The sequence below is a fragment of the Methyloceanibacter superfactus genome, from assembly GCF_001723305.1.
Taxonomy (GTDB): Bacteria; Pseudomonadota; Alphaproteobacteria; order Rhizobiales; family Methyloligellaceae; genus Methyloceanibacter; species Methyloceanibacter superfactus.
Genome location: NZ_LPWF01000030.1, coordinates 88,018 through 109,182 on the forward strand (window position 1 = coordinate 88,018; position 21,165 = coordinate 109,182).

Annotated in this window: 17 protein-coding genes and 3 pseudogenes; 5 read left to right on the forward strand and 15 right to left on the reverse strand. The window is 64.8% G+C overall.

The window, feature by feature from the left end:
• Positions 1–92: 92 nt before the first annotated feature.
• Complete coding sequence (chpT, locus tag AUC69_RS12710) at positions 93–731, reverse strand: histidine phosphotransferase ChpT (RefSeq protein WP_069442474.1); 639 nt, start codon at positions 729–731, stop codon at positions 93–95.
• 261 nt (positions 732–992) lie between these two features.
• Between chpT and cysQ the strand changes: the two are divergent.
• Positions 993–1,738, forward strand: a pseudogene (cysQ, locus tag AUC69_RS19810) (3'(2'),5'-bisphosphate nucleotidase CysQ).
• Here cysQ and AUC69_RS12720 read toward each other — a convergent pair.
• Positions 1,701–2,312, reverse strand: a complete 612-nt coding sequence (locus tag AUC69_RS12720; RefSeq protein WP_069442475.1) for a DUF2239 family protein — start codon at positions 2,310–2,312, stop codon at positions 1,701–1,703. The pseudogene cysQ and the gene AUC69_RS12720 overlap by 38 nt on opposite strands.
• A 262-nt stretch (positions 2,313–2,574) precedes the next feature.
• On the opposite strand from AUC69_RS12720, the gene AUC69_RS12725 reads away from it, so the two are divergent.
• Together AUC69_RS12725 and AUC69_RS12730 are read left to right on the forward strand one after the other, a co-directional pair.
• A complete protein-coding gene (locus AUC69_RS12725; protein ID WP_083239434.1) occupies positions 2,575–3,258 on the forward strand; it encodes a DUF1134 domain-containing protein in 684 nt (227 codons plus the stop codon).
• A 187-nt stretch (positions 3,259–3,445) separates the two neighbouring features.
• A complete protein-coding gene (locus tag AUC69_RS12730) occupies positions 3,446–4,525 on the forward strand; it encodes a hypothetical protein (protein ID WP_141700783.1) in 1,080 nt (359 codons plus the stop codon).
• Here the strand turns inward: AUC69_RS12730 and AUC69_RS12735 are convergent.
• The 4 genes from AUC69_RS12735 to AUC69_RS12750 all read right to left on the reverse strand — a co-directional run bounded on the left by AUC69_RS12735 (position 4,473) and on the right by AUC69_RS12750 (position 7,163).
• Positions 4,473–5,246: a metallophosphoesterase family protein gene (locus AUC69_RS12735; protein WP_069442477.1), complete on the reverse strand. Its 774-nt coding sequence runs from the start codon at positions 5,244–5,246 to the stop codon at positions 4,473–4,475. The genes AUC69_RS12730 and AUC69_RS12735 overlap by 53 nt on opposite strands.
• Before the next feature lie 7 nt (positions 5,247–5,253).
• Entirely contained in the window at positions 5,254–5,694 is a 441-nt protein-coding gene (locus tag AUC69_RS12740) for a hypothetical protein (protein WP_141700784.1), read from the reverse strand.
• Between the two features lie 28 nt (positions 5,695–5,722).
• A complete protein-coding gene (locus AUC69_RS12745; RefSeq protein ID WP_069442479.1) occupies positions 5,723–6,145 on the reverse strand; it encodes a hypothetical protein in 423 nt (140 codons plus the stop codon).
• Positions 6,146–6,770: 625 nt separating this feature from the next.
• Entirely contained in the window at positions 6,771–7,163 is a 393-nt protein-coding gene (locus AUC69_RS12750; protein WP_069442480.1) for a hypothetical protein, read from the reverse strand.
• A gap of 252 nt (positions 7,164–7,415) precedes the next feature.
• Here AUC69_RS12750 and AUC69_RS12755 point away from each other — a divergent pair, with 252 nt between their 5' ends.
• Both AUC69_RS12755 and AUC69_RS18020 read left to right on the forward strand, forming a co-directional pair.
• Positions 7,416–8,036 (forward strand): DUF4396 domain-containing protein, encoded by a 621-nt coding sequence (locus AUC69_RS12755; RefSeq protein WP_069442481.1) that lies wholly within the window; start codon positions 7,416–7,418, stop codon positions 8,034–8,036.
• Positions 8,037–8,044: 8 nt separating this feature from the next.
• Positions 8,045–8,248: a hypothetical protein gene (locus tag AUC69_RS18020; protein ID WP_069442482.1), complete on the forward strand. Its 204-nt coding sequence runs from the start codon at positions 8,045–8,047 to the stop codon at positions 8,246–8,248.
• Positions 8,249–8,292: 44 nt separating this feature from the next.
• On the opposite strand, the gene AUC69_RS12765 is transcribed toward AUC69_RS18020, so the two are convergent.
• From AUC69_RS12765 to AUC69_RS12790, 9 genes and pseudogenes are all read right to left on the reverse strand, one after another.
• The gene (locus AUC69_RS12765; protein ID WP_069442483.1) at positions 8,293–8,772 is read right to left on the reverse strand and encodes a macro domain-containing protein; all 480 of its coding nucleotides are present in this window, start codon (positions 8,770–8,772) and stop codon (positions 8,293–8,295) included.
• 121 nt (positions 8,773–8,893) lie between these two features.
• Positions 8,894–9,850, reverse strand: a complete 957-nt coding sequence (locus AUC69_RS17140) for a malto-oligosyltrehalose synthase (protein WP_141700785.1) — start codon at positions 9,848–9,850, stop codon at positions 8,894–8,896.
• 68 nt (positions 9,851–9,918) lie between these two features.
• Positions 9,919–10,629, reverse strand: a complete 711-nt coding sequence (locus tag AUC69_RS17535) for a malto-oligosyltrehalose synthase (protein WP_158008114.1) — start codon at positions 10,627–10,629, stop codon at positions 9,919–9,921.
• The gene (locus tag AUC69_RS17145; protein WP_244500250.1) at positions 10,535–11,614 is read right to left on the reverse strand and encodes an alpha-amylase family glycosyl hydrolase; all 1,080 of its coding nucleotides are present in this window, start codon (positions 11,612–11,614) and stop codon (positions 10,535–10,537) included. Before AUC69_RS17145 ends, AUC69_RS17535 begins: the two co-directional genes overlap by 95 nt.
• Positions 11,601–13,265, reverse strand: a complete 1,665-nt coding sequence (gene treZ / locus AUC69_RS12775; RefSeq protein ID WP_204377329.1) for a malto-oligosyltrehalose trehalohydrolase — start codon at positions 13,263–13,265, stop codon at positions 11,601–11,603. The genes AUC69_RS17145 and treZ overlap by 14 nt, the downstream gene beginning before the upstream one ends.
• A 173-nt stretch (positions 13,266–13,438) precedes the next feature.
• A pseudogene (glgB, locus tag AUC69_RS12780) lies at positions 13,439–15,668 on the reverse strand (1,4-alpha-glucan branching protein GlgB).
• Positions 15,665–19,073 (reverse strand): annotated as a pseudogene (gene treS, locus AUC69_RS12785) (maltose alpha-D-glucosyltransferase). Before treS ends, glgB begins: the two co-directional pseudogenes overlap by 4 nt.
• Positions 19,070–19,465: a hypothetical protein gene (locus AUC69_RS19430; RefSeq protein ID WP_342018595.1), complete on the reverse strand. Its 396-nt coding sequence runs from the start codon at positions 19,463–19,465 to the stop codon at positions 19,070–19,072. The pseudogene treS and the gene AUC69_RS19430 overlap by 4 nt, the downstream one beginning before the upstream one ends.
• The gene (locus AUC69_RS12790; protein WP_342018596.1) at positions 19,414–21,072 is read right to left on the reverse strand and encodes an alpha-1,4-glucan--maltose-1-phosphate maltosyltransferase; all 1,659 of its coding nucleotides are present in this window, start codon (positions 21,070–21,072) and stop codon (positions 19,414–19,416) included. Before AUC69_RS12790 ends, AUC69_RS19430 begins: the two co-directional genes overlap by 52 nt.
• Positions 21,073–21,165 lie beyond the last annotated feature (93 nt).

The following is a 21,165-nucleotide window of genomic DNA, read 5'->3' on the forward strand; positions in this document are numbered from 1 at the left end:
GCACGTGTTGGGTGGGGATTGTCGGCGAATTGTGGTTTACGTTCCGTTGACCAGCCGGAGGATTCCGCCTTGGAGCGGCGGAATTTCAACGATTAGGCGGCCCTGAACACGACCTCTTCGTCTTTCGACTCGGTCGTGACGGTCATGCCCGCCGCCGTCGCCACCCGCCTGGCGTAATAGGGCTGGATCGAGTGGGCATCGACGTCGCCCCCATCCGCCCCTGCCAGCAGGCTCTCGGTCTGCTCGCCGAGCTTGGCCCTGGGGCCCTTGGAAACCACGGCGAAACTCACCGCGGGAGGCTCGCCGGCGATCTCGACGCTCACGGTGCCCCCGCGCGGCAGCGCGACGACGCCGAGGGCAACGAGATTGAGCAGGAGCTTCACTTTGTTCTTCGGCAGCGTGACCGGCGGCCCTTGCCACACGACCTCGTGCTTGCCGGTGCCTTGCACGAAATCGCGCGCCACCTTCTCGGCATCGCGCAGATCGACCTCGGCGCCCGCCGACCCGGCCGCGCCAAAGGCGAGACGGGCGAATTGCAGCTTGGCGGAGGCCTGGAACGCGCTCTTGCGGATGAGGTCCATGGCCGCCTCGCGCATCTCGTCGTCGGGCTCCTCGGCCAGCATTTCGAGGCCGTTGGAGATCGCCGAGACCGGATTGATGACGTCGTGACAGATACGGCTGGAAACAAGCGCCGCGAGATCAAGATCGCCGAGTGCCGTCGGCTCGGTCATAGCCTCCTCCTTCGCTTCCGCATCTTTCCGCGGAGTTGACGTGGCCCGTGCACGAATTTCTGTTACAGGAGGGGCGCATCGTCACGAACACCCGAGCTGTCGCGAAAGCGCAAAAACGAATCAGCATCCCCTTTGGAGCATCTTGCCTTGTCAGCACCACGACACACAACCGCGCCGGTGGCGGACACCCGCGGCGACTTCGACCTCGGCCGCGCCGCCGACGTGCTTACCAATGCCGCCGCCAAGGCCGGCGCCGCCATCATGGCGCACTATGCCGGGCCCCTCGAGATTGAGGTCAAGGATGACGACTCCCCCGTGACCAAGGCCGATCGGGACGCCGAGGCGATCCTGCTCGAAGCGTTGCACGCGCTGGCGCCCAGCATCCCGGTGGTCTCCGAGGAAACCGCCGCCGACCGGACGGCGCCCTTAGGCCCACTGTTCTTTCTGGTCGACCCGCTCGATGGCACCAAGGAATTCATAAAGAAGCGCACGGACTTCACCGTGAACGTCGCCCTGATCGAAGAAGGCCGCCCGCGCTTCGGCCTGGTCTATGCCCCGGCGCGCTCCTTGTTGGCGGTGACCACCGCCGATGGCGTCGCCTTCGAGGCCGAGCTCGCTCCCGATACGGCGGGCGCGGATCTCGCCAGCCTTCCCAAGACCCGCCTGCACGCGCGCGCCGGCGACGACGCGGGGCTGACGGCCCTCGTGAGCCTGTCTCATCTCGACCCCGAGACAGAGAAATTCCTGGAAGGCCTCAACATCGCCGAGCGGACCGCGCCGGTTCCTCGGTCAAGTTCCTCGAGGTCGCCAGAGGTAAGGCGGATGTCTATCCCCGATTCGGGCCCACCATGGAGTGGGACACCGCGGCCGGCCAGGCCGTGCTCGAGGCCGCCGGCGGCCATGTGGTCGACGCCAAGGGCGCGCGGCTTCTCTATGGCAAGACGTCGGAGGGATTGCGCAATCCGAGCTTCATTGCCTGGGGCCGTCAGATTCGCCTGACTCTCTGAACACCGGCCCGGCCAGGCGTTGTGCGTGGGCGCGGACATCAGGCGGCCACGCGGCGATCTCCCTATCGAAGCGCGCCTCATCGCGGGCGAACAGCGCCCGCGACGCCTCCTCGAAACCGGCCTCGTCGCCGGCCATGGCCACCATGAACCGGTACGCCACGTCTTGTGCCTGACGAACGTCCCCGCCTTTGCCGCGCCGCGCCGCTTCGACCAGTTTGCGCAAAGCCACAGAGGCACCGCCGGGCTGCTTGCCGAGCCAGTCCCAATGCCGCGGCAGCAAGGTCACCTCCCGTGCCACCACACCGAGCTTGGGCCGCCCCGGACCGCGGCGAACCCCGCTACCCGGGCTTACGGCGGCCGCGCCTTGGCTCCGCTCCAGCCGGCGGCGCATCTCGGCCTCCGTGCCGCGAAAATCGACCTCGACCGTGTGGGCGCTGGCATCGTCGAAGATCAGGATCTGCGCGGTCTCGTCCGTATCGAGAACCGCCTTCGCCTTCGCGGCGACCTCGGTCAAAGGACCCGAGGCGATGCGCACCGGTCCCCGAAAGGCCGTGACGATCTGCTGCTCTGCCATGGTTTTTAGACCCTCCCATCCGATGGGAAGGTTATACCCGGATAAAAACTGGCCCGTCAATATAACCCGGGTAAAATAAGCGCTGCCGGGCCGCCCGTCGCGTTCCGCGTCTCTTAACGGCGCGGTAACCCAACCACAGTTTGGTAACGCTTTAGGTAAATTATCGGGGTCTTGGGGCCCTACCCTCGCTTGGCGGGCAGACATGCCGGCCGCGAGCCCAAAGGCCATCCGTCAAGGGGCACTCGTCATGCGTATGAGCTACATCACGATGGCCGCGGCTGCGGCGATCCTCGCTTCCGCCGCTTCCATCGCCTCGGCCCAAGAGGCGCCGATGGTGATCAGTCCGCAGCCCCAGGGCGATGCGCCCTACGGCGAATACAGCCCGGGCCAAGCGGACCAAGCCAACCCGAGCCAGACCTACGAGGCGCAAGGCTATGCCTCCGAGAAGCTGGACAGCGGCGACGGCACCTTCTCCATGGAGGAGATCAAGGGCACGGGCCATCGCTTCTTCGGCAAGGTGTCCGTCGGCTTCGCCAAGGTCGTGGAACACGCCTTTTCCCGCTCCGGCAGGCCGAACGGCTACATTCTGGGCGAGGAAGCGGGCGGCGCCTTCGTTGCCGGTCTGCGCTACGGCGAAGGGGTGCTCTACACCAAGGACGCCGGCGAGCATCGCGTCTATTGGCAGGGGCCGTCCATCGGCTACGACTTTGGCGCCGAGGGCTCCAAGACCATGGTGCTAGTCTATGACCTCCGCAACCCCGGACAGATCTTCAACACCTTTGCCGGGGTAGACGGATCGGCCTATTTCATCGGCGGCGTGGGTATCACCTATTTGGCCCGCGACGACGTGGTTTTGGCCCCGATCCGCTCCGGCGTCGGCCTTAGGCTGGGCGCAAATATCGGCTACCTAAAATATACCCGCCAGCCGACCTGGAATCCGTTCTAGATTGGGGCTAAGGAAGCTCAGGCTGAACGGCCTGGCGGGTGCGCTCAATTGGCGCCCAAATTCGCTCAGGCCTGCCCGCGACGCGTCGGATAGTGTGACGCGCGGGCGCTAGTTTCGGGAAGCACCGATGATCGAGTGGTTCATGTTTGGGGCGTTAGGCTTCTTCCTAGGATGCCTGCTCGCTCTCATGCTCGCCCCGCCGCTGTGGAACCGCGCCGTCAAGCTCACCACCCGCAAGCTTGAAGCGACCATGCCCATGACGCTCGCCGACATTCAAGCCGACAAGGATCAGTTGCGCGCCGAATTCGCCATCGAGCTGCGCAAGGTCGAGGTCGCGCTCGACAAGTCCAAGGAAAAGGCGGCGCGCGAGCTGATCGAGGCCAACAAGCGCCGCGTCCAAATTCAAGTGCTGAACACCGAGCTTGGCGGCCTCAAGGGGCAGCTCACCGAAAGCGAGAACGCGAATCGCGTTCTGCAGCAGACCATCAAGCGGCGCCTGCCGGATCTCGACGCGCGCCTGAAGGCGGCGAAGAAGGCTTTGACCGAGCTCGAGACCGTCAATGCCGAGCTCCGTAACACGGTGGCCTCCCAGTCCGAGGCGCTCAAGATCGCGCGCGGCACCGTGCACAATCAGCGCGCCGACATCGATCGCTTGCGCATGACGCTGGAAAGCGGCGGCGGCGCGCCCGGACGCGGGTCGGCGAAGTCCGACGGCCGGGCGCTGGCCGAGAGCCAACGCCTCGCCGCCGAGCTATCGCGCGTGCATGAGGAGCTAGACCGCGCCAAGACCGGCGCGCAAGAGAACGCCTTCCTGCGCCGGGAGCTGACCCGCCTCGCCTCGCAGATTCTCACCGCGACGCGCGCGCAAGGCATGCAAGGACAACCCGCAGCCGCCATGCCGCAGATGGCCGCCAACTACGACGAGACCGAGATGGCGGAGGAGGCCTACCCGCAGGAGGCCGATTGGCGCGACGCGCATAACGGCAACGGCGCCGCGGCCGAGCCCGAGATGGAAGAAGAGTATGTCGAGGAAGCCGTCGCGGTAGAGACGGTCGAGATGGAATATGCCGAGGCCGAAGCGCCGGCGACCGTCGAGGAAGACTACATCGAGGAAGAGGTCGCGCCGGAAGAGGCCGAAGAGGAGCCGAAGGGCGGCCTCGCCAGACGCTTCGCCGCCCGCAGGGCAAAGCGCGACGGCAAGTCCGGCGGCAGTCTCACCAGCCGCTTGCGCGGGCTGGTCTCCGACTCGCCCGAGACCCGGACCTGATCTCAGGTCTGCAAGAAACCCTGTTCCCCATTCTGAAGCCGTACGCCGTCAGCCGGCCGGTAAACACCGCGCCAGTGTCGATGCCGATACGGTTCGGCTTCACGACCGGCGCGTCCGTCGGGGTATGGCCATGCACCACCACTGGGCCGAACGGCTCGCGGGAGTCGAGAAATTCATGCCGGATCCAGATGAGATCCGTCTCGTCTTGCGCGTCGAACGGCACGCCGGGCCGGATGCCCGCATGGACGAAAAGATAGTCACCGGTGGAGACGCGCAGGCGAAGCGACTCGTAAAAGGCGAGATGCGGCTCGGGCAGCTTGGCGGTAAAGACCGCGTGCCAAACCACGGGTGACGCCTTGGCGGCGAGGAGGCCGGCAACATCGACCCCGTAGGACTCCATGGTCGCGCCGCCTCCATTCATCCGCCAATGATTGAGCATGTCCGGATCGGCGACGAAGTCGAGCAGCAGCGCCTCGTGATTGCCTTTGAGAAACAGCGCGTCGAATCCTTCGGGCAGATCGTGGAGCAGCATCTCCACGACGCCGCGAGAATCCGGGCCGCGATCCACATAGTCGCCGACAAAGACGAGCGTCGTTTTGGACGCGTTCCGTCCCGCGGCATCAATCTCGATTTGGCGGAGAAGGTCGGCCAATAAATCGGCCCTGCCGTGGATGTCGCCCACGGCGTAAAGAAGCTCGCCTTCTGGCAGTTTCGGGATCACGGCCCCGCTAAGCGGCTCCTGACGAGAGGGTAAGCTCCCGATAGAGCCGTGTCGGGAAGCTGAACACCGTGCTCACGCAGTTCGCTCTCAGCCCGATGAACAGCACCATCCTACCGTCGCGGAGCTGGTCGTCCTCGGTGATGACATAGAGCTTTTCGATCCGAAGCGGCGGCAAGCCCTTCAGATAGGTGGCCCGCTGCTCGAACGCTTGAAGGCCGTCGCCTTCGAAATGGTCGTATTTCGCGTGCACCCGGGCGATTGCGCTCAGGATCTCGCCTTCGGACTTGCACGGCACCGGCGCCGAGGGCGGACCCTCGCCGTTGAAATAAGTGGTGCCGTAGGCTTGGACGAGCGGACCCAGCTTCTCCGAATAGGCCTTGAAGCCGGCGAATCCGAGCAAGGTGACGGCAAGGACGAGTCCCGCCGCAATTCGCGACCAGACTGGCATGGCCAAATCCTCCAGAGATCCGAGGAAACTAGGGCGTTTCTGCCCTAGATCTCAGCATCGACCTCACAGCGCACTGTATCACGATGCCCGCATTCAGGCATCTTCCAAGCGATGATATCCTCGCTCCCGTCCGGGTTCTCCGCACGATGGGCACCGGGCAGGCCACCCGCCAGAAGCGGTATTTGGAGCCGCGATGACCGGCGTCCCATTGGCTTCCAAGCATGATGGCGGAGCGCTGGCACCGCTGGACGTTGAAGGGCTGGGCCTGAGCGCCCATGGCTTCGGCCTGATCGAACAGTTGGACCTCCTGACGGCGGCACACCATCATGGAGTTCTCCGTCGCCCATTCCCGGTTCTCATATCCGGTAAAGGCCGAATTCTGGTCTTCCGGCCCGACGACGACGGTCTTGCAGACGATCAGGACGACCGCGGCTGGCATGGGGACTGGCATGGCTATGCCCTCCCGGCCGGTGCGGCGCCGTCGACCGGGCAGGCCCGATCCGAGGTCCGGAATGGATTGTCAGCGTAGGATGGCGCTTTTCGTGGCTGCTTCACAGCGTGCACAGGGAGGAGCAGTCTAGCCATCGCGGCTAGGGTAAGAGTTGTCGGCATGGTCGTGCCCCCTCTTAATAAAGTTGCTCTGTCAGCACCCCTTGGAGTCCCCTTAGGGACCTACTGCCTCCACTAATTCCCTAGACCGTTTGGAACATTGTCTTGCGGACCGGACTATGCTGCACCGCAGCATCGGCCCGAGCGGTTCCATAACTCAAGTATGGCACCTGCAACTTTCATGCAAGGTTAACGCCCCTGCGGCAGAATGCCCTTAAGTCCGTGCTTTTACGCCTCATTTCGAGGTCCCATTCTCCGATTTCGACGGTCAGGACACGGCACTAAACGCCTTGATCCACCCTCGTAACGAGAATGCTGCACTGCGAAAAAGTGATTCGCAAGACTGACATAAGCCTACGCCTAACGATCCCTCGCCGGTAGAGCAGGACGGCAACAGCTTCCAGACATTTGGTATGGCCTTCGCCAATTGCCGAGCCGATTGCCTAAGATTCAGGCAATCCCGGGATCTAGGTTCCGCGCGCCAGGCCGAGGCTATTGAACGGCGCGACCCAATCCGCCGTCCAGCCGAGCCGGCCGTCCTCGGCGAAGCGCAAGCCGGCCAGCATGAACAGGCCGCCATTGCGGTTCGTGGTCTTCTCGATCTCGACCACCGCATAGCCGATATAGCGGCCGCAAACCTCCGCACCCGCCGCCTTGTTGACCCGATTGATCGCCATGGGCTCGGTCTGGCCGGAGGCCAAGGTCGAGGCCAGCGTCATGGCCTGGTCCTCCGTCTCGCACAAGATGGCGTTGAGCTTCTGGGGCACGGCACCCGGAACCAGCGCGGCGGCGCGGTCCGCGAAAGAATGGGTCGCGAACAACAGACCCGCGATGGCGGCAAGGATGAGCTTTGTCGGCATCGTGAGGCCTCCTCATGGCAACCTACGGGCGCGGACTTGCCATCGAAGTGTCAACGCTGTCCCGGGCTCGCGTCAACAATTCCCAGGCTCTTGGTAGGAAAGTTTGCCACTCTCTTCATGCTTTGTTTGCCCTGAGCCGCCAGCGGCGGCATGCCGGGGAGATTTTCGGAGCCATTCGCGGGATTCGCAGACCGGCCACCGCTACACTGGCCCCGGTCGCGACGATTCGCGGGAAAGTGCCGAGGGGATTCGATGCTCATCGATGGCGTGATGCTGCTCTGGTTCGCTTTGACCGCGCTGGCCGTGGCCTTTGTCGCCATCGACATCCGCTCGACGCCCGAGCACCCGGTGATGAAATGGGCCTTCGTCCTGTTCACCGCCTATTCGGGGCCGTTCGGCGCGTTTCTCTACGTGCTTGGCTGCCGCGAGCCCGTGCCCGGCCTGCACGAGCAATATGTCGCCGCGCGCTGGCGCCAGGCCCTCGGCTCGACCATGCATTGCGTGGCCGGCGACGGCATCGGCATCCTGGTGGGCGCGGTCATCGGCGCGCTGATCGCGCTGCCCATGGCGGCGGACCTCGTGCTCGAATATGTGCTCGGCTTCGCCTTCGGCTGGACCATCTTCCAAGCCTTGTTCATGGGCGAGATGTTCGGCTCCTACGCCAAATCGCTCAAAGGCACCTTCACCTCCGAGCTCCTGTCCATGAACTGCCTCATGGGCGGCATGATGCCGGTCTCGGCCCTCGCCTTCGCCGGCAACCCGGCCGCGCACGACCCCACCGAGCCGCTGTTCTGGTTCCGCATGTCATGCGCGCTCATGGTCGGCGCCGCCTTCGCCTATCCGATGATTGGTGGCTCGTCGCCCATCACCTGAAGCACGGCATGCTGACCGTGCGGCCCAAGGACGAGACCGCCGCCGCGCCTGGCGCGATGCCCGGCATGGACATGAAGAAGAAGATGGATATGGCGGCGAGCGGCACGGCCATCCATGACCCCTCCCCGCCGGTCTGGGTCATGGGCGCGGTATCCTTCGCGGTGCTCGCCATCGGCGCCACCATCGCCCTCACCTTCGGCAAGGCGCATTAGGCCGGCAGATTTCCGTCTTTCAGTCAGCCTGGAAAAGTGCCGGATTACTCGGCCGCTTTCACGCCCGGCTCGTAGGCCTCGTAGACGATCACCGGAATATTCAGGTCGCCGAGATGGCTGTCGATGAGCGGCTCCACCTCGTTCCAAGAAAGACCGCCGACACCAGTCGCAAGCTTTGGCAAGGCAACCGAACTGATGCCCTGCTCTTCGACGATGCGGCGCAGTTCCTTCAAGGCATGGGTGACGTTGTGGGCACTGGCCTTGCCGGGATGGGCATGGTTGTCGGGCGCCGGATCCTGCGTCATCAGGTTGATGATGACCCGCTCGGGGCCGGCCCAGAGCCAAGCGTGGCCGGCGCTCGGATTTTCCTGATGGCAGTAGTGGCGGAAATCCTTCGCCATCGCCGGGTGGCGTTCCCGCAAGGCGAGCGCAAGACCCTGGTTAAAGTGATCATGCGGGGCCACGCCGTGGGCGATCGCCTGCGCGTCAGTCAAAAGAATATCACCACGAACCTTCGTAATCACCGCGTCACCTCACGTTATGGGGAAGAATCAAGGGCTGAACTTATGTCTGACCTAGAGCAGCGACTTTGATCTAGGGCAAAGCCATCGGGGAGCATCGCCGCGCCGGGCGCTCACGCATGGGTCACTCTTGCAGGCTCTGGTTCGCCAGCAGCGCCACAGGAAAGCGTCCGAGCACCTCGCCCACCGCAAGGCGTGCTTGGCCTGCGTGAACTTGGCCGGTGACCACGTCCCGCCAACGCTGCCCGGCGAGATGATCCGGCAGCATCGCGACGGTGTCGCCCCAGCGCTCGGTGGGCACGAGTGGAGTGCTCTCCCCCGAAAGCAAGCCCAAGGGCATTCGCGGTACGATGGTGACGACCGCCTGCCCGTCCGCGATGCGCGCGAAGGCCAGAACATGCTCGGCTGCATCGCCTTCCACGGAGAGCGGCACATACGCGCCGCCGGCAAACAGGTCCCTGCCGCGCGCGCGCAAGGCCAGGCCCGCCTGGAGCAGCCGCAGCTTGAGCGCGCCGGAACGCCAATCGGCAAGGAGCGCCTCGGGCGCCGCGTCGCCGACACTCGCCTGTAGCGCCCGGCAAGTGTCGTAATCGACGGCACGCCGGTTGTCGGGATCGACCAGGCTCAGCTCCCACAGCTCCGAGCCTTGGTAGATGTCCGGCACGCCCGGCGCGGTCAGCTTGATCGCCGTCTGGGACAGGCTGTTGAGAGCCCCGGCGAGGAAGACCGGCCCGCACATAGCGGCGAAATTCTGCAAGAACGCTGGCGCCTTCGCCGGATCGAGGGCATCGCGCGTGAAGCGCTCCACCGCCGACTCGTAGTCCGCATTTTGCGCCGTCCAGCTCGTATGCGCTTTGGCCTCGCGCACCGCCTTCAACATGAACTGGGCCATGCGGTCGGCAAGCGCGGCCAAGCCGTCGGCATCGTCACACGCCAGATCGGCGGGCCATGCGCCGGCGAGCGCCTGATAGAACATCCACTCGACCTCGGGCTCCGGCATCGTCAGACCATCGGCCTCACGGCGGAACTCTGCGTTCTGCGCGGTCCAGCGATGAACCGCCGCGGCCCAGGCCTCGGGCATCTCGCTCAAGCTGTAGAGACGCGCACGCGAGTCCTCGCCGCGCTTGGTGTCGTGGGTCGACGTGGCACTCAGGCCCGCCGCTGATGGTGCAGGCGCAGCACCATGGCCGCATGAAACGCGTCCACCGGCGCACCGAAGCGATCGGGCTCGCCGCCCACTTCGTTGAGCGCGATCAGCCGGTTGTAGCGGTAAAAGGCGGTGTCCTCGAGCGCCTTGGCCATAACCGGCCCGGTCGTCTGTTGGAAGCGCACGGCAAATTCGAGCGCCGATGCCTGCTCCTCCGGCGACTCCAGATCGAGCTCCAGTACGCGGCGCAGGAAGTCGATGGCCTCCTCGTCCTCGACTTGGCGTGCCGCCTTGGCCTTCTCCGCCGCGGCCGCGAGGATGGCACGGTCCTCGTCCTGCGCGCCGGCGACATCCACATAGGTGCGATAGACCGGCAGCGCCGCAGCCAGCTCGATGATCGCCCGACGCAGCGTGTCGTTGCCGAAGTCGCGGGTCGCCAATTGGCGTAAAGCGAGCGCGCCCGCCATGTCCTTGAGATGCTCGAGTTCGCCCGCTAGGTTGCGGATCAGCATCATCCGCTTGGCGCCGATGATCAGCGCCTCGTAATCGACCTCCTCTTGGAGAAAGTCGCAATAGGCGCGGCTCATGCTGCTCTCGCCGCGCGGATCGGTGAACAGCTCAGCGAGCGCGCGGATGAACTCGTAGCCGGTGGTGCCGGCGACCGGCCAATCGGCGCGCAGCTCCTCCCCCGGCCCCAAGATCTTCTCGACCACGAGATAGAACGGGTCGTCCTCGCCGACGGTCTTCTGCAGCCGCTCCAGATAGGCTTTGGGATCGGCGAGACCATCGATGTGATCGAGCCGGATGCCGTCGATCTTGCCCGCTTCGACCAGATCGAACAGCCGCGCATGCATCTCGTCGAGGACGCGCAGGCCGCTCCTCCTGCATCCCCACCAAATCGGTGATCTCGAAGAAGCGCCGATAGGTCAACGTCTCGCGCGCCGCACGCCAATGGGTGAGCCGCCAGATCTGCATTTCGTGCAGCTCATGCAGCGCGTCGGCGTCTGCGGCGACCGCCGCCATAGCCTGCTCGATGGCCCGATGGGTCGCGGGGTCGCGTGCCGCCTCGGCCAGCTCGGCCTTGAGCTCGGCCGAGGTCTGGGGCGTCGCCACAGCGAACCGCCGAGCCCATTCGGCGAAGTCCTCGCCGTCGGCCCGCATGAGCACTTGTGCGTAGGAGGTCGGCGTCAGCGGCAGCTTGAGCCCGTAATAGGTGAAGGTCATGCCGCCGTCGCGGGCATCGAAGTGAAGGCCAAACCTGCCTTCCCCCAGCGCCGCGCCGTAGCTGCTGCCAAGCGCCGGCACCAGCAGCTTGGGTGCCGACCAGTCGATGTCGAAGAATTGCGCGCAATCGCTCGCCTCGCCCCATTCGAGCACGTCGCGCCAATAGGGATTGTAGGTCGAGGCGCTCATGTGATTGGGGACGAAATCGAGCACGATGCCCATGCCTTCGGCGCGGAACGCCGCCGCCATGCGCTGGAAGGCTTCGTCCCCGCCGAGACTGGAATCGATCACCCGATTGTCGACCACGTCATAGCCGTGGGTCGAACCCGGCTCGGCCTCGAAGATCGGCGCGGCATAGAGATGGCTGATGCCGAGGCGCGCCAGATACGGCGCGAGCTCGGCGCACGATCGAAGGTCATGCCGTTGCGGAACTGCAGACGGTAGGTGGCGGTGGGCGTGATCATCGCGGCGCACTGATACGGACGACCACCGACCAGGGCGGCAGGGTGCCCGCTTGCAGACCGGCATCGCCGCCCCCCGTCTCATATATATGTGTGCCCGCCGCCGCGCGGTCTCTCAAATCGGACGGCACGGACCAGTCCTCGTCGCTGAGATTGGCGATCATCGTCAGAGACCCGCCATCGCCGAGCCGCCATGCCACGCCGAGACCGCTCTTGTCCGCGGCGAGCACGGCCCCGGCATGACCGGCGATTCCGGCGATCAACGGCACGATCGCCTCGCGCCGAAGTTCGAGCAGTCGCGACACCAGCGCGAGACGTTCCCGATGGGGCGAGCGCGCGATCTCGCTCCAGTCGAGCTTGGACGCCTCGAACGTGCTCAGGGCATTGGGATCGGGAATGCGCTCCCGGGTCTTGGGATCGGCGAAGACGCGCCATTTGCGAAACTCGTTGCGCCGCCCCTCGCGCACATTCTGCGCCAGCTCCCCGTGAAAGTCGGTGAAGAACAGGAAGGGCCGCGTCTCCCCCCACTCCTCGCCCATGAACAGGAGCGGCGTCTGCGGCCCAAGCAACAACACGGCGGTCAGCGCCTCGATGGCCTCCGGCTCGGCGAGAACAGACAGGCGTTCGCCGAAGGCGCGGTTTCCGGCCTGGTCGTGATTTTGCAGACAATCCACGAAGGCCGAAGGCGGCAGCCCGGCGCTCGGCTCGCCGCGCTTCTCGCCGTCGCGGAATGCCGACGGCTCACCCTGGTAGATAAAGCCTTCGGCCAGCGACCGGGCGAGCTTGGCGACCGGCCCATCGGTGTAGTCGCGATAATAGCCGTCGGATTCGCCGACCGCGATGACATGGGCCGCGTGATGGAAATCGTCGTTCCATTCGCCGGAGTAGAGTTTCGGAGCGCCGTCCACCCGCTCGGTCAGGAAGGTGACGTTGCGGTCGTCCTCGGTGGTGAGGTGCACCTGGCGATCGGTGATCCGCTGCCGCACCGTCGTGGCGATGTCGGCGAGCAGACTGTCGTCGCGGATCTGGTCGACGGCATCGAGGCGCAGGCCGTCGAAGCGATATTCCTCGAGCCAGTATAGCGCGTTCTCGATGAAGTAGGCGCGCACGGGATCGCGCCCGTAAGCGATGGCAGCACCCCAGGGCGTGTGGCGGCTGGGATCGAAGAAGTCCGGCGCGTAGCAGTTGAGATAGTTCCCGTCCGGCCCGAAGTGATTATAGACCACGTCGAGAAAGACCATCAGCCCACGCGCATGGGCCGCGTCGACGAGACACTTGAGCGCGTCGGGTCCGCCATAGGCCACATGCGGCGCAAACATCAGCACGCCGTCATAGCCCCAGCCGCGATTGCCGGAGAATTGCGCGACGGGCATGAGCTCGACCACCGTCACGCCAAGCCGGACCAGATCGTCGAGCCGACTCTCGATAGCGGCGAAAGTTCCTTCGGGCGAGAACGTGCCCGGATGCAGCTCGTAGATCACCGCCTCTTCCCATGGCCGGCCGCGCCAGTTCCCCGTCTGCCAGTCATAGGCGCGCGGATCGATAAGCTGCGAGGGACCATGAACATCGGCGATTTGTGCCCGCGCCGCCGGGTCCGGTACGCGCATGCCGTCGGGGAGCTGGAACAGGTAGCCGTCGCCGGGCTCACCAGGTCCGTGACGCACTCGAACCACCCGTCCTCGGTGCGAGACATCGCTTGCGTCACGCCGCCCGCCATGGCGACCAGCGACACCGTCTTATGCGCCGGTGCCCATAGGCGAAACCGCGCATCGCCATCGGGCAGGATTTCGGCGCCCCAGCTTCGCTCCAGGGCAAATAGCCTGCTCATGGCGCGCCTTTAGTCATCGGCATGCTCGAACACGACTGTCGCCAGCGGCGGCACGGTGATGTCGATGGAGAACGGCCGTCCATGCGCGCTCTCTTTACGCGCCTCGATCTCACCGAGATTGCCGACATTCGAGCCGCCATAGCCGGCGCTGTCGGAGTTGAGTTTCTCGATCCAGCGGCCGCCTTTCGGTACGCCGAGACGGAAGCCATGATGGACCTGCGGGGTGAAATTGCACACGACCACGGCGGGCGCGGTCCCCGGCTTGCCGTAGCGGGTGTAGGACAACAGGCTCTGGGCCGTGTTGCCGCCGTCGATCCATTCGAACCCCTCGGGCTCGCAATCGAGCTGATGGAGCGAAGGCGTCGACCGGTAGAGATGGTTGAGGTCGCGCACCAGCGACTGGACGCCGCGATGGGACTCGTCGGCGAGCAGATGCCAATCGAGCGAGTGATCGTGATTCCACTCACGCTCCTGGCCGAACTCACCGCCCATGAACAGCAGCTTCTTGCCGGGATGCGTCCACATGAACGCCAGATACGCGCGCAGGTTGGCGAATTTCTGCCAGCGGTCTCCCGGCATCTTGCCGAGCAGCGATCCCTTGCCGTGAACGACCTCGTCGTGGCTGAGCGGCAGGATGAAGTTCTCCGAGTAGGCATAGACGAGACCGAACGTCATCTCGTTGTGATGGTAAGTGCGGTGGATCGGATCGCGGGCCATGTAGGACAGCGTGTCGTGCATCCAGCCCATGTTCCACTTGTAGCCGAAGCCGAGGCCGCCGGCGTCAACGGGGCGCGGACACGCCGGGCCACGCCGTCGATTCCTCGGCGACGGTGATCGACCCCGGGAAATCGCCGTAAGCATGCGTGTTCATCTCGCGCAGAAAGCTCACCGCCTCGAGATTCTCCCGGCCGCCATGCACGTTCGGCACCCACTCCCCGGGGTCGCGGCTGTAATCGAGATAGAGCATGGAGGCCACCGCATCGACCCTGAGGCCGTCGATATGATAGCGGTCGAGCCAGAATAACGCGTTTGATTCCAAGAAGTTGGCAACTTCCCGCCGGCCGAAATTATAGATCAGCGTGTTCCAGTCCTTGTGGAAGCCGAGGCGCGGATCGGCATGCTCATAGAGGGCCGTGCCGTCGAAGCGGACGAGGCCGTGCGGATCGCTCGGAAAATGCGCCGGCACCCAATCGATCAGCACGCCGATGCCGGCGGCATGGCAGCGATCGACGAAACGCGCGAAAGCGTTCGGATCGCCGAACCGGGCCGTTGGCGCGAACAGGCCGATCGGCTGATAGCCCCAGGAGCCGGAGAAAGGATGCTCGCTGATCGGCAGGAGCTCGATATGGGTAAAGCCGAGATCGCGGACATAGGGGATGAGCTCGTCGGCCAGGCGGTCGTAGTCGAGGAAGCTGTTGCCTTCCCCGCGGCGCCACGAGCCGAGATGAACCTCGTAGATCGAGATCGGCGCCGAGCGATCCTGCAAGCCGGCTCTCGTCGAGATCCAATCGCCGTCGCCCCAATCATGGGCAACGAGCCCGTTGACGCGGGACGCGGTCGACGGCGGCGCCTCCGCGGCAAAGCCGACGGGATCGGACTTCAACGGCAACTGGGTGCCGTCGACGCCGACAATCTCGTATTTGTAATAGGCGCCGCGATGAACGCCGGGAATGAACAGCTCCCACACGCCGGCATCGTGCCGCTTGCGCATGGGATGGCGGCGGCCGTCCCATCCGTTGAAATCGCCCACGACGCTGACGCGCTGCGCGTTCGGTGCCCAGAGCGCGAACACCACGCCTTCGGTGCCCGCCAAGGTGATGGGATGCGCGCCGAGCTTTTCATAGAGGCGGCGATGGGTGCCTTCCGCCAGCAGATAGACATCCATCTCGCCGAGAAAGAGCGGGAAACGATAGGCGTCGTCCTCTTCCCACTGGGCGTCGCCGCGTTTGAACCGCAGCCGGTAGACGGGCGACTCCGCCTCAGCATCGATCACCCCGGCGAAGAAGCCCGCATCGTGCAGCTTCTCGAGCGTGCCGAGGACCTGGCCTTGCCCGTCGATCGCCTCGACGGTTTCAGCCGCGGGCGCCATGACCCTGATTGAGACGCCGCCGGCGCAAGGATGCGGCCCGAGAATGGCGAAGGGATCGCCGTGCCGGCCGGCGACGAGCGCCGCGACGGCATCTTTCCCGGGTCGCCAATCAGGCTCGGTTGCGGCGGCTTTGCTCGAAAACTTGGTCATGCTTGATATGCTCTCGTTCCCGTCAATAGATCGATTACGTTGCGCAAAGGTATCGACAGCCAATGGGGGCGGTTGGCCGCCTCGTAGGCGATCTCATAGAACCCCTTTTGCAACAGAAACAGGTCGAGCAGGCTCTGGGCGGCCTGCTCATCCGCCGGATAGATCGGCGTGCCCTGCACGGCCTCAGTATAAGCGCCGAGAAAATCGCGGCTGGCGCGGTTGCGCCACGCGGTCGCCACCGCCATGACGCGGTCTGGTAACTCGCCCTTGCGCGTGGCAAAGCGGTCCACCGCGGCCGACGCCGCGTAGTCGAGCGAGCGCAGCATGCCGGCCGCGTCCCGCAAGGGAGAGCTCTTCTCACGACGCTCGGCGAGCGAGCGGCGCGGCTCGCCCTCGAAATCGATGATGATCACGTCGTCCTTGGAGACCAGCACCTGGCCGAGATGATAGTCGCCGTGGATGCGTGTCTTCAGCCCCGACGGCGGCGTGCCGGCGATCGCATCGATCCGATCGCTGAGCGCCTGCCGCGCACCGAGCAACGTCGCGGCGTGATGGCGCGCCGTCTCCGATAGCGAGCCGATCATCTTTTCCAGCTCGCCGAGAACGCGGTCGGACTCCTCGCGGAGCGCCTGCGTCCATCGCGCGATGTCGTCTTGGGTGATCGGTTCCGCCGCGAAGGCGGCATCGTCGGTCGCGGTCGTGAATGCCCGATGAAGCTCACCCGTGCGCGTGCCGAGCCGCGCGGCGAGATCGAGCGGGAATCCATAAAGCCCTTCGAGGTCGCTCTCGACGCTCGCCTCCTCGTCTTGACGGAGCGCGAGATCCTCCAAGGCCCGATCCAGGCCCTCGACCACCGCGGTCCACGCATCGCCCTGGTTCGTTACGAAGGCGAACGCGATGGCGAGCGCCGTGTGCTCGCCGGTCTCCGCGACATATTCCACCGCGCCGAGATATTCCGGCGTATTTGCGTAGCGCGCGACCTCGGTGAGAAAGCGGGCAATCTCCAGCTCCGGCTGAATGCCGGCGCGAACCCGCCGGTAGATCTTCAGCATGATGCGCTCGTCGACGATGATCGACACGTTGCTCTGCTCGGCACCGACGCCGCGGATCGGCGCCTCTTCCGCCACATGCGCCCAACTCGGGCTGGCGGAGAACACAACCCGGCCGTTGGCGGCATCGATGCTCTTGTTCTCGCCGATGGCTTTCGTCACGTCGCGAATGAAGTTGTGATCGTTGGCGGCGTCGAGCAAGGCGCCCACGCGCGAGCCCGATCTCAGCTTGGCGAGCGTAAAGGGAAGATGCGGGGCGCCTGCCCGCACATGCTCGCTTCCCCATTTGGCGGCGAATGGCAGGAAATAGCTCTGGCTGTCGCGGCCAAGCATCGACGCCTCGCAAACGGCGAGCGGATAGGTGCCGTGCATGCCTTCGAGCGTGGCGAGCGGCGTCATCGAGAACTGAACGTGAGAAGCATCCTTGGCCCCGAACCAGCGTTGGCGAAGGACGAAGTCCGGCAGGACCTCTTGCTCCATGATCCGCTTCTGACGGTCCGTGAACACGCTGTGCCAGCCGTCCGAAGCGATCAGCGTGATGTAATCCGGCGCGGCCTCGGGCGGCGCCACATGCCATTTCGGCTCCTCCTCCTCACCCGCCAGGATGAACCAATAAAAGCCGTAGGCCGGCAGGGTCAGCATGTAGGTGAGCTCACCGATGGGCGGAAAGGCCGAGCTGCCCGTGAGCTCGACCGGCACCGCACCGGCATAGTCGTGCAGATCGAGCTCCACGGGCTTGCGCCGAGCGCGCCAGGTTGAACACGCAGAGCAGCGTCTGCCCTTCATGCTTACGTAGAAAGGCCAAGATCTTGCGGTTGCGCGGATAGAGGAAGCTCAACGAGCCGCGCCCGAACGCGGCGTGGGTCTTGCGGACCTGAATCATCCGCCGCGTCCAGTTCAGCAGGGAGGATGGGTCCCGCTGCTGCGCCTCCACATTGACGGTCTGATAGCCGTAATTGGCGTCCATGATCGGCGGCAGATAGAGCTTTTGCGGGTCGGCCTTCGAGAAGCCGCCATTGCGGTCGGCGGACCATTGCATCGGCGTGCGCACGCCGTCGCGGTCGCCGAGATAGAAATTGTCGCCCATGCCGAGCTCGTCGCCGTAATAGAGTACCGGCGTGCCGGGCATCGACAGCAGCAGCGCGTTCAGAAGCTCGATCTTGCGCCGGTCGTTCTCCAACAGCGGCGCGAGGCGCCGGCGAATGCCGAGATTGATGGGGGCGCGGGCGTCGTTAGCGTAGGTGCGCCACAGATAGTCGCGCTCGTCGTCGGTTACCATCTCCAGCGTGAGCTCGTCGTGGTTCCGCAAGAACAGCGCCCATTGCGCGCTGTCGGGAATTTCCGGCGTCTGCCGCAGAATGTCGGTGATCGGGTGACGGTCTTCCTGCGCCAGCGACATATACATGCGCGGCATCAGCGGGAAGTGGAACGCCATGTGACATTCGTCGCCGTCGCCGAAATAGGGCCGTGTGTCCTCGGGCCATTGATTGGCCTCGGCCAGGAGCATGCGGTCGGGATATTGGGCGTCGACCTCCTGGCGGATACGCTTCAGGATCGCATGGGTCTCGGGCAGGTTCTCGTTATTGGTCCCCTCGCGCTCGCAGAGATACGGCACCGCGTCGAGACGCAAGCCGTCGACGCCAAGGTCGAGCCAGAAGCGCATGACATCGATGATCTCCGCGAGAACCTTCGGATTGTCGAAATTGAGATCGGGCTGATGCGAATAGAAGCGGTGCCAGTAATAGGCTTCCGCCACCGGGTCCCACGCCCAGTTCGATGTCTCCGTGTCGAGGAAGATGATCCGCGTGCCGTCGTAGCGCTTGTCCGTATCGCTCCACACATAGAAGTCGCGCTCGGGCGATCCCGGCGGCGCCTTCCTTGCCGCCTGGAACCACGGATGCTGGTCGGAGGTGTGATTGACCACCAGCTCGGTGATGACGCGGATGCCGCGGCGATGGGCCTCTTTGATGAAGGCCTTGAAGCCATCCATGTCGCCGTAGGACGGATTGACGTGCCGGTAATCGGAGATGTCGTAGCCGTCGTCCCGCAGCGGCGACGGATAGAAGGGCAGCAGCCAGATCGCGGTGACGCCGAGCGCCTCCACATGATCGAGCCGCTGCATCAGTCCTTCGAAATCGCCGATGCCGTCGCCGCTTGCGTCCTGGAACGCCTTGACATGCAGCTGATAGACGATGGCGTCCTTGTACCAATCGGCGGCGCTGCGATCGATCGCGGCCTGTTCGTCGCGGTCGGGCTCGGGCGCCGACGGCACCTCGATGGGTGCCTCGTGCGGCGCCTCGATCGGCGCTTCGGACGGAACGTGCGCCGAGACTTGGGTTGCTTCGATCGAGCTCATCCGGCAGCAGCCTCCTTCGGCAAGAGCCGCCAGATCGCATAAGGCCGGTCGGCCGGGTCGAGCAGCATGTGCTGCACCTTGCCGGACCAGGTGAAGCGCTTGCCGGTCACCAGATCCTCGACGCCGATGTCGGCGCTGTCCGGCAGGCCGAACTCCCACAGCGGCACCTCGAAATGGCCGCCTTGGGCATTGTGCGGATCGAGATTGACCGCAAACAGCAGGAAGTCCGACAGGTCCGCGGTTGCCTTGCCGTAATACAGAACCTGATCGTTCCAGAAATTGTAGAAGCTGAGATCGGTAAGCTGCTGCAGCGCCGGATGGTCGTTGCGCAGCCGGTTGATCAGGGCGATGTCCGCGCGGATATGGTCCTCGCGGTCCCAATCCCACGCCACGATCTCGTATTTCTCGGAGTCGAGATACTCCTCCTTGCCGGGGATGGCGCGCGCTCGCAGATCTCGACGCCGTTATAGATGCCGTAATTGCCGGCAAGTGTCGCCGCCAGGACGAGCCGGGCCTGGAAGCCGGGACGGCCGCTCGTCTGTAGATAGGGCGGATTGATGTCGGGCGTGTTGACGAAGAAGTTCGGCCGGAAATATTCGCGCATGTCGCTTCTGGTCAGCTCGGTCGCGTACTCGGTCAGCTCCTGCTTCGTGTTGCGCCAGGTGAAGTAGGTATAGGACTGGGTAAAGCCGAGCTTGGCGAGCCGCTTCATGGGCGCCGGCCGGGTGAAGGCCTCCGCCAGGAAGATCACGTCCGGGTATCGGTTCTGAACCTCGCGGATCATCCACTCCCAAAACGGAAACGGCTTGGTGTGTGGATTATCGACGCGGAAAATGCGCACGCCCTTCTCGGCCCAGAACAGGACGACGTCGCGCAAGGCCAACCAGATCGACGGGAAGGCGTCTCCATAGAAATGAACGTTGACGATGTCCTCGTATTTCTTTGGCGGGTTTTCCGCGAATTTGATGCTGCCGTCGGGGCGCCAGTCGAACCACTCTTTGTGCTCCTTGATCCACGGGTGATCGGGTGAGCACTGAATGGCGAAGTCGAGCGCGATCTCGAGACCTTCTTTCTTGGCCGCCTTGATGAGACGTTCGAACGCCGCGAATGTTCCAAGCTCCGGGTGGATCGCGTCATGGCCGCCCTCCTCCGAGCCGATGGCATAGGGGCTTCCGGGATCGTCCGCCACCGGCGTGAGCGAATTGTTGCGGCCTTTGCGGTTGGTCTTGCCGATCGGATGGATCGGCGGAAAATAGAGCACGTCGAAGCCGAGCGCGCGCACGTAAGGCAGCCGCGCGATGACATCGTCGAAGGTCCCGTGCCGCCTCGCGTCACCCGACTGCGAGCGCGGAAACATCTCGTACCAGGCGCTGAAGGCCGCGCGCTTGCGGTCGACCCAAACGGAAAGCACCTTGCTGTAACCGGTCACGTTGGCGCGCGGTCCGGCCTGCGCGAACAGCATTTGCGCGGGCTCCGCCATCAGGCACGCGAGCTTGGCGGCGTCGCCCTTCGCTTGGCCGAGCGCCTTGAGCAGGCTCTGGAAGCTGCGCCGGTCCGCCCCCGAACCGCGCCCGCCCGTCACCATCTCCTCGATCAGGTGGCGGGCCTCCGTCAATTCGAGCGTGATCGCTTGGCCGGCCGCATGTTTCTTGCCGGCCTCGTCGCACCATGTGGCATAGAGATCCCGCCAAGCGACGATCGTGTAGAAATAGCGCGCATTCGCGCTGAGCGGCAGTTCGGCCCGCCAGCGGTCGTTACCGAGGAAGCGCATCGGAAGCTCGTGCCAGTCCGTCTCGGCCTCGCAGCGATAGCGCAGCACCGCGTCGATCTTGTCATGGCCGTCGCAAAAGATGTCCGCCTCGACCGCGAGCACGTCGCCGACCACGCGCTTGACCGGGAACCGGCCGCTGTCGATCTCGGGCGAAACGCCCTCGATGGCGATCCGGTCGCTGGCGGCCTGACGCAAGGCGTCGTCATTTGGCGTGGGCGTCGATGTCATCGGCGTTGCTCGCAAAGGTCGGGGCGTCCACTCAGCCATGTTGCCTCAAGATTGGTGTTCAGTGCCAGGCGGGCCGATGTCTCAACACGATCG